The organism is [Phormidium] sp. LEGE 05292, assembly GCF_015207735.1.
Taxonomy (GTDB): Bacteria; Cyanobacteriota; Cyanobacteriia; order Cyanobacteriales; family Aerosakkonemataceae; genus Floridanema.
On the sequence record NZ_JADEWG010000225.1, the window covers coordinates 1 to 7562 of the forward strand.

General features: G+C 41.2%; 6 protein-coding genes. 3 read left to right on the plus strand and 3 right to left on the minus strand.

What is annotated here, in order from left to right; all coding sequences use genetic code 11:
* Positions 1-16: 16 nt before the first annotated feature.
* The 3 genes from IQ264_RS30380 to patD all read right to left on the minus strand — a co-directional run bounded on the left by IQ264_RS30380 (position 17) and on the right by patD (position 2811).
* Positions 17-1690 (minus strand): dipeptide ABC transporter ATP-binding protein, encoded by a 1674-nt coding sequence (locus IQ264_RS30380; protein ID WP_193986075.1) that lies wholly within the window; start codon positions 1688-1690, stop codon positions 17-19.
* Positions 1691-1710: 20 nt separating this feature from the next.
* Positions 1711-2274, minus strand: a complete 564-nt coding sequence (locus IQ264_RS30385; RefSeq protein WP_193986077.1) for a zf-TFIIB domain-containing protein — start codon at positions 2272-2274, stop codon at positions 1711-1713.
* Between the two features lie 126 nt (positions 2275-2400).
* Complete coding sequence (patD, locus tag IQ264_RS30390; RefSeq protein WP_193986080.1) at positions 2401-2811, minus strand: heterocyst frequency control protein PatD; 411 nt, start codon at positions 2809-2811, stop codon at positions 2401-2403.
* Between the two features lie 276 nt (positions 2812-3087).
* On the opposite strand from patD, the gene IQ264_RS30395 reads away from it, so the two are divergent.
* From IQ264_RS30395 to IQ264_RS30405, 3 genes are all read left to right on the plus strand, one after another.
* Entirely contained in the window at positions 3088-5361 is a 2274-nt protein-coding gene (locus tag IQ264_RS30395; RefSeq protein ID WP_193986082.1) for a RelA/SpoT family protein, read from the plus strand.
* A gap of 54 nt (positions 5362-5415) precedes the next feature.
* Positions 5416-5886 carry a hypothetical protein gene (locus IQ264_RS30400; RefSeq protein WP_193986084.1) on the plus strand — a complete coding sequence of 157 codons (471 nt, stop codon included), beginning with the start codon at positions 5416-5418 and terminating at the stop codon, positions 5884-5886.
* 191 nt (positions 5887-6077) lie between these two features.
* Positions 6078-7523: a protein adenylyltransferase SelO gene (locus IQ264_RS30405; protein ID WP_193986086.1), complete on the plus strand. Its 1446-nt coding sequence runs from the start codon at positions 6078-6080 to the stop codon at positions 7521-7523.
* The last annotated feature ends 39 nt before the right edge of the window (positions 7524-7562 follow it).

The window sequence follows — 7562 nt, forward strand, 5'->3', positions numbered from 1 at the left end:
CCCCTGCCCCTCTGCCTTATTTTCTAGCCAACAAAGGGGCAGCTTTTAATAATGTTTGAGTGTAGGGATGTTGGGGATTGGTGAAAAGTTGGTGAGTTGGGCCTATTTCTACTATTTGACCGCTGTTCATGACGGCGATGCGATCGCAAAAAAACCGCGCTACCCAAAGGTCATGAGTAATAAATAAATAAGTTAAATCAAAATCTCGTTTTAATTCCAACATTAATTCTAAAACTTGGGTTTGCACACTAGCATCTAACATACTTACTGGCTCATCACAGATTACCAATTTCGGGCGCGTAATTAAAGCTCTAGCAATAGCAACCCTTTGTTGTTGTCCTCCAGATAAATCAGAAGGATATCGTTCATAGTATTCTTCTGTTGGTGTTAATCCCACTCTTTTCAACATTTCTAATACTTGAGTTTTTGCTTCGGTGGGAGTTGCTAATTTATGAATAAATAAGGGATCGCTAATACTTTGTCCCACAGTCATGCGAGGATTTAAACAAGCATGGGGGTCTTGGAAAATCATTTGAATTTCTCTTCTCGTTAATCGCATTGACTCACGAGGAAGAGTGGTGAGATCTTTACCTAAAAATTCGACTTTCCCAGAAGTAGGATGAATTATTTGTAAAATTGTCCGGGATAGGGTGCTTTTTCCACAACCAGATTCTCCCACTAATCCTAATATTTCCCCTGGATAAAGTTCTAAATTAATCCCATCAACTGCTTTAATAGTTTGACTTTTCCGAGCCAATATTTTCTCGATAAAACCACTTTCTAAACTGTAATATTGCTTCAAATCTTTAACTTGCAAAATTGGAATTTTTCTCCCCTGCTCCCCTGCTCCCCTGCTCCCCTGCTCTCTTTCTTCCTTCTCATCAACTGCCTGTAAATGCAATGCTGCTTGCAAGAGCGATCGCGTATATTGATGCTGAGGATGATAAATAATTGAGTCAGTTTTGCCAGTTTCAACTATTTTACCGTTGTACATTACAGCCATGCGATCGCAATATTCCCCCACCATTGCCAAGTCGTGAGAAATTAACAATAAAGCCATTTCTCTTTCCCGACAAAGCCGAGTTAATTCATCTAAGATTTGCGCCGAAACAGTAACATCTAAACTCGTAGTTGGTTCATCTGCTACAATTAATTTAGGGTTAAGGAGGAGGGCAAGTGCGATCGCCACTCTTTGCCGCATTCCCCCACTAAATTCATGAGGATATTGCGCCCATCTACTAGCAGGAATTTTCACCGCTTCCAAAGTAGCAATTGCCTTTTCCTTCGCCTCACGAGAAGATAATTGTGGTTGATGCGCTTTCAGAGTTTCGATACAATGTTCGCCAATAGTCATGAGGGGATCGAGGCGAGTCATTGGGTCTTGAAAAATCAATGCTACCGCTTCGCCACGAAAGCGTCGCAACTGGGAAGGCGAAAGCTCAAAAACCGATCGATCCCGAAAAGTTACTCTTCCTTCAATGCGCGTTGATGCAGGTAACAAACGCATTGCTGCACGTCCTAAAGTAGACTTTCCACAACCAGATTCTCCCACTAATCCCAAACGTTCACCAGGTTTTAAAGTGAAAGAAACATCATCAACAGCCCATTGAATATTTTCGGAAATAGATGAAGATTGAGGATAAGCTACCCGTAAATTTTCTACAGCAAAGAGAACTTTTTCATTTTTCATTTGTTATTTTTCCTTTGACATTACTTATTAAATCGTCGCATTAAGTAAGCAACACCAAAATCGCCATTAGGATGATTTTCTAGGATTTCTGCCAATTCAAAAACCATTTCTGCTACTTTATCACCGAGTTTTTGCGTAGTAGCCTCACGTTCTTTTTCTGCATATTCCATTTCCCGCACCCTTGATTGCCATTCATGAGAAAACAGTTGTTCAATATTAGTATGTAGACCTAGTTTTTCCAAAACTTCCCATTCTCCTTTATCGCACCAAACACCGCCGCAGTGCATACAACGCTCTACATAAAAACAGCGTTTATAAAAAACTCTAGCTCTGGTTAAGTAATGTTGACATTCCGGACATAGTGCAGCACGATTATCATTAGGAGAGGGGACAAAATCCAAATTACTCTCAGACTTAGTTATTAACTTTGGTTCAGCTAATCTTGGGGGTTGAGATAATATCCATGCTTCGTAGTTAGTGGTAGAAATCCAGTTTCCTTGGCAATCTGGGCAATGTTGGACGGTTAATTTATCAGATAAAGTACCATCAACTAAGCTTACACTCTGATCTTTGGGACACTGCACGGTTTTTTCTATCCTTTGGGAAACTCTTCGATAATATTGAACCAGTTTCGATATTACTACGATGCTCGTGGAGAGAAAAACTTTTTCCTTAAGTCCAGCAGTTCCAGCGTTAGCTATGGCATTAATCTAAAATCCCAAATCTAAAATGGCTTGACAGTAATTTGTTATGGTTTGCAGACGGGTGCTGATTTGGGTTATTTTGGTCTGTGCTGTTGCCCTTTGGCGAGAAGCTTGTAAAAAAGTGACATCAATTCCTAGTAGTTGAAGTTGCTTGTTGATTTCTGTTAGGTAGGATTGTAAGCGAGAGGCTATGGCTGGTTCTAGGTCATCTAAACTTAAATTGGCAATTTCTTCGGTAAAAACTGCTTGTAATTGAGCGAAACCTTGTTTGAGCTTGATTTTATCTGAGCTTGTGGCTGCTGTTTGTTGGTTTTCTGGTGATTGTGAAATCGAGGAGTAGCTATTGAGCAGATTTTGGTAATGCTGGATAGCTAGTAAAAATTTCTGATAGCGATCGCGAAATGAATTTAGCAACATTCGGTAAAGTGTTGGGATAGAATCTTATGTAAAGAAAGTTTTCCCTAAATCTAGACAGTTATTTAACTAGGGATGAGACATAGCTTAAGCCAAGTTTTAGGATTTGGGCGGTTCTTATTCCTCTAGATCAGAATATTCTTAACGTAAGAGCCCTTGATGAATGCTATTTTCACTCCTGGTAAGGGCGCTAAACCCTCTTTAGACAAAATTGCTCATCAGCTAATTGAATCTAATTTGTTGAAATCTTTTATCCTTTAAGGTTTGAAGTTCGATACTATGAACGCAGCCGCACCCACTCCCGTCATCAATTGCGTCATTCCTGATTGGTTACAGGAATGTTTATCTGCTAATTGTGCTAATCCCGAAGCTTGTAATACAACTGATACAGGCTTAATTTGTCGTGCTTTTGAATTTGCTTACCAACTCCATGAAGGTCAGTACCGGAAATCAGGAGAACCCTACATTTGTCATCCCGTTGCTGTAGCAGGGTTGTTGCGCGATTTGGGTGGCGGTAGTGCGATGATTGCGGCTGGGTTTCTTCATGATGTGGTAGAAGACACAGACGTGACTGTGGAAGATATAGAACAGCGTTTTGGTGCAGATGTCGCCAGATTAGTCGAAGGTGTCACCAAACTTTCCAAGTTTTCCCATAACTTTTCCAGTAAGACAGAACGACAGGCGGAGAATATCCGCCGAATGTTCGTGGCGATGGCGAAGGATATTCGAGTGATTGTGGTCAAGTTAGCCGATCGCCTCCACAATATGCGAACCTTAGAACATCTGTCAGATGAAAAACGCCGTCGCATCGCCACCGAAACCAGAGAAATCTTTGCTCCTTTGGCAAATCGCCTGGGGATCGGTAGATTTAAATGGGAATTAGAAGATTTATGTTTTAAATATTTGGAACCAGAATCCTATCGCCAAGTTCAAGAATTGGTCGCTGAAAAACGCGCCGATCGCGAAGCTAGACTTGGTAAAGTACAAGATGTCCTCAAAGAAGGACTGGCTGACGCTGCAATTAAGTTATTAGATATTAACGGTCGTCCGAAGCATCTTTACAGCATTTACCAAAAAATGCAGCGACAGCAAAAGGAATTTCACGAAATCTACGATTTAGCAGCAATTCGCTTAATTGTCGAGACAAACGAGGAATGTTATCGTTCTTTAGCTGTGGTTCACGATTCTTTTACCCCGATTCCCGGTCGGTTTAAAGATTATATTGGTTTACCAAAACCTAACCGCTATCAATCTTTACACACGGTTGTTGTCGGGCCAATTGGTAGACCTGTCGAAATCCAAATCCGCACTTTGGAAATGCACCACGTAGCCGAGTATGGGATTGCCGCGCACTGGAAATATAAGGAAAGTGGTAAATCATCTAATCGCGGTCGCATCAGTGCTGAAGAAGATAAGTTTACTTGGTTGCGGCAACTGCTGGAATGGCAAAATGAACTGAAAGATCCAGAAGAATATCTGGAAAACGTCAAAGATAACTTAGGATTTGACGACGTTTTCGTTTTTACTCCCAAAGGGGATGTGATTTCTTTACCGCAAGGTGCGACGGCGGTAGATTTTGCCTATCGGATACATACAGAAGTGGGAAATCACTGTTATGGCGCGAAGGTGAATGGTCGGATGGTGCAGTTAGATACGCCCTTGAAAAATGGCGATATCGTGGATATTATGACTCAGAAAAATAGTCATCCGAGTTTAGATTGGCTAAACTTTGTAGTAACCACTGGTGCCAAGAACCGAATTCGGCAATGGTACAAGCGATCGCACCGAGACGAAAATGTGGCAAGGGGAAGAGAACTGTTAGAAAAGGAATTTGGCAAAAGTGGCTTTTCAGCAGTGATCAAATCCGAACAAATGCAGTCAGTTGCGGAACGATGTAACTATCACAGCGTCGATGATCTCCTAGCTGCTTTAGGTTACGGCGAAGTTACCCTCAACTTGGTGGTAAATCGGATGCGAGAAACTGTAAAAACCTTGCAACCAATTCCATCAGCAACAGAGGCAACTTCTCTACCGCCCACAACGTCACGTTCTGTAGCCAGTACCAACAGCAAGTCCAGTCACAGTAGTTCCTGTTCTCCAATTGTTGGTATTGAGGGATTACTTTATTATCTAGCTGGGTGTTGCAATCCAATTCCTGGTGAACCGATTCTCGGCGTGGTGACAAGAGGTAGTCGGGGGATTTCGATCCACAGGCAGGGTTGTCCGAATGTGGATAGTGTACCAGGCGATCGGCTTGTACTCGTTGGCTGGAATCAAAAGTACACAGAAGATACTTCTGTGCATACTTATCCGGTTAATATCCAAATTGAAGTACTCGATCGCGTAGGAGTTCTCAAAGATATACTGTCCCGCTTGACAGATAATAACATCAACGTGCGAAATGCTCAGGTTAGGACTTACGAAGGCCGACCAGCTGTAATCGACCTTGGTATTGATATCCGCGATCATGAGCAATTAGAACGCATATTCACTCAAATTAAAAAAATGAGTGATATCCTAAACCTGCGTCGTGTCAGCCAAGTTGATGAATAGATAATACACTCTTTCATCAAACCACATTGTTGTTCTTTTTTTAGGATTTTTTGAATGGCTTTTTCTTCCGCCAAACTCGTTTCCCTATTTGCTAGCGTTGTAGCCCTTGCTACTATGGGTTCTCAAATGGCGCTGGCACAACAGTCTCCGAGACAAAACACTACTCCTCCAGCAAACAGTCAACAAAACACTCAACAAAACAATCCATCTCAGAGTGTTGAAGAATTATTGGGTTTAAGTCAAGATCAAGTCCAACAAATCCGCAAGATTCTGATTGACAGACAACAAAAAATTGAGCAAGTACTCACCCAAGAACAGCGCACTATGCTTAGTGAAGCAATGCGTTCAGGTCAAAATGCTGCCCCGGTGTTGCAACGGTTGAACCTTTCTCAAGATCAAAAAACTCAAATCGGTACAATTGTACAAGCTTCTAACCAACAAATCAGATCTGTTCTGACTCCAGAACAACTGAAAAAGTTGGAAGCTCAAATTCAGCAAAACCAACCAAACCAAAACCGTCGGTAAGCGCCAGCAAGCAAACATTTCAGCTAACTGGTAAACCCATAATGGTAATTTTATGAGGCTAGTTTTAAGAGTAGCCTCTTTTTTATCTGCAACTTTAATAATAAATTAGGTTTGTTGTAGGGACTTCAGTCCAACAATGACTAAAGTCCCTACAACGAACTGTTACTTTTCATCAGATTGTGGTAAATGCAATGGAATTAAATAGTGCTAATCCTTTCTTGAATTTGAAATACGAACCAGCATTAGAAAACTTGGGAGAAGATTATTACGATCCCGTTCCAGCAGCGGAATTTCCCCAGCATATTTTGCGGTTTCGTAATGACAAATTACTACCCGAAATAGGATTAGATCCAGAAAAAGTTGATGACCAAGATTTTATTGAAGCTTTTGGTCAATTTCAAAGTGTTAGACCTTTTTTAGCTTTGCGTTATCATGGCTATCAATTCGGTGAATATAACCCAGCTTTAGGAGATGGAAGAGGTTTTCTTTATGGACAAATTCGGGGAATAGATGGCGAACTTTATGATTTCGGAACTAAAGGTTCGGGTAGAACTCCTTACTCGCGTGGTGGTGATGGAAGATTAACACTTAAAGGGGGAGTAAGAGAAGTTTTAGCAGCAGAAGCTTTGCATCAAATGGGTGTGAGAACTTCTCGCTGTTTGAGCATGATTGAAACTGGGGAATCTCTGTGGCGCGGCGATGAACCTTCGCCAACTCGTTCATCGGTAATGGTGCGTTTTAGCCGTTCTCATATCCGCTTTGGGACTTTTGAAAGGTTACATTATATTGGGCGTAGCGACCTAATTAAAAAGTTGTTAGGTCATGTAATTGAAATTTATTATTCCCATTTATTAAATGTGGAAAATGAATCAGACCGTTATGCTTTGTTTTATGCAGAATTGGTACAAAAAGTAGCGGAATTAGTGGCACAATGGATGGCAGCAGGTTTTTGTCATGCAGTTTTAAATACTGATAATATGGCAATCACTGGGGAAAGTTTTGATTATGGCCCTTATGCCTTTATCCCTACTTATAATCCAGCTTTTACAGCGGCTTATTTTGATTATTATGGTCGCTACTGTTACGGTTATCAACCTGCTATTTGCCAGTGGAATTTGGAAATGCTGCAAGTGCCTTTGCGTGCGGTAATATCAAAGGCCGATCTGGAAGCGGGATTGGCTAAATTTTCGGAATTTTATGCAGAGCATTATCAACGGTTAATGTTGCGAAAGTTGGGGTTAGAAAATCTCTCAATACCAGAGGGGGAAGAGTTATTAAAATCCACGATTCAGGTGTTAGGAGATACTCAGGTTGGTTATCATACTTTTTTCTCGGAAATTACGGATTTGTTTTCTCGTCGCTGGCGGGAGGATGTTAATTTGATTTTGAGTGAACCGGACTTTTTACAAGGTTTGGAAAATGGGGAAAGTTGGCAAAATTGGCGGAGTTTGTATCACCGAATTTTGCAAAATTTGCCTGAATCAGAAATGGCAGAAGTGGAAGCAAGAATGAAGCGTTGGAATCCAAAAACTGTATTACTTAGACCACAAATTGAAGCGATTTGGGAACCGATTACTCAGGAAGATAATTGGGAACCTTTTTATGAATTGCTGAGGAAAATTCAATTGGGGATTTAGGGACTGGGGACCGCCATCGACTGGGGAGTTTCTCTTATT